The organism is Kamptonema formosum PCC 6407, from assembly GCF_000332155.1.
GTDB lineage: Bacteria > Cyanobacteriota > Cyanobacteriia > Cyanobacteriales > Microcoleaceae > Kamptonema > Kamptonema formosum.
This window is the reverse complement of record NZ_KB235903.1, coordinates 2,110,981-2,112,108: the sequence shown is the minus strand read 5'-3', so window position 1 is coordinate 2,112,108 and position 1,128 is coordinate 2,110,981. Positions and strand designations below refer to the sequence as shown.

Here is a 1,128-nt window from a genome sequence, read left to right as displayed (position 1 = left end):
GCCTCTACATCAATTTTCCCACTACGACGGAATACACCGATTTAAAGGATGCGATCGCCAATGGTTCAGTAGATTCGCGAGTTAGTTTCAAAATCGACATTGGTAGCAAAGATATCCTCAATTTTGGCAAATTCCACTCGGCTAACAAGTTCCTGGATCGCCTCTATGAGGTTTATCATCAAGATACTGGGGAAAAGTTGGATAAACCAACCTTTGATGCTATCTTAGAGCAGTCGGTAATTTTTGGACATAAGACTCTTTCATCACGTACTAAAGTTACTAAGGTTGATGACTTGATGAAGCTGATTTTTGATGACTTTTTAGGGTTGGAAAATAACGGAATTGTTACAGATATTTTGTCTAAGGTGGGTGCAGATAGTTTGCTGCGACTTTTGCAAGCGAAATGGAAGGGAGAGGAGGTAAAGCGAGAGGAGTTTGTTGTAGCTTTAGCTAGTGCAAATGAGCGATTGGAAGCTTATGCTGAAAAGGTGTATAGCGAGAAGGTTTCGCCGTTAGTTTTTATATAGGTTCGACTGGATTGATACCCGATGAAATGGAGGCTAAGGCTGCTACTGCTAATGAAATTGGTGCTAAGTATGGGAATTTGCAATTCTCTAAAGATGAGCAAGAGGGGATGTTTTTTGAAGTGGGAGATTGCATTATTAGTGTGTATGCTAAAAATGAGTATTTCACGGTAGGGAAGTGAAAATTAGGGTGGGCATTTTGCCCACCTTAGTTAAATAGGGCTGATTGAAATGAAATCCAAAGCGGAGTCGATGGTAAGAGAGCGTAAACTATTTAGACTGCCCTAATTCTCTCCATCTTTGTTGTTAAGTTCACTCAAAATAAATTATGTTGGAAAGTTTACTAGAAAGCAACGAGTCTATTATTCTCGATCGCGAGGGACGAGAGTATCACCTGAAAGTAGCTGGAGAGGAAGACCAATATTTTATTGCCAAGCTCCTGTACCGTAACAGCGAAGTTGGTAGAATTCAATGCGTTTTTAATCCGCGTGGTGAATTGGTGATAAACGATCTCTTTATTCACAATGATATAATTCATACTCCCCCACACTTATTAGCAGTTCTTTGGAGACTCCTAGTCAAACCCAAGCCAATCGATTATCGT

At 40.2% G+C, this 1,128-nt stretch carries 1 protein-coding gene and 2 pseudogenes; all 3 read left to right on the top strand.

Going from position 1 to position 1,128, the window contains the following annotated elements; translation table 11 throughout:
* Positions 1-527: pseudogene (locus OSCIL6407_RS30735) on the top strand (VWA domain-containing protein); the annotation flags it as partial.
* An 11-nt stretch (positions 528-538) separates the two neighbouring features.
* A complete protein-coding gene (locus OSCIL6407_RS37090) occupies positions 539-706 on the top strand; it encodes a hypothetical protein (protein ID WP_234709946.1) in 168 nt (55 codons plus the stop codon).
* A gap of 146 nt (positions 707-852) precedes the next feature.
* Positions 853-1,128 (top strand): annotated as a pseudogene (locus OSCIL6407_RS0114310) (GNAT family N-acetyltransferase); the annotation flags it as partial.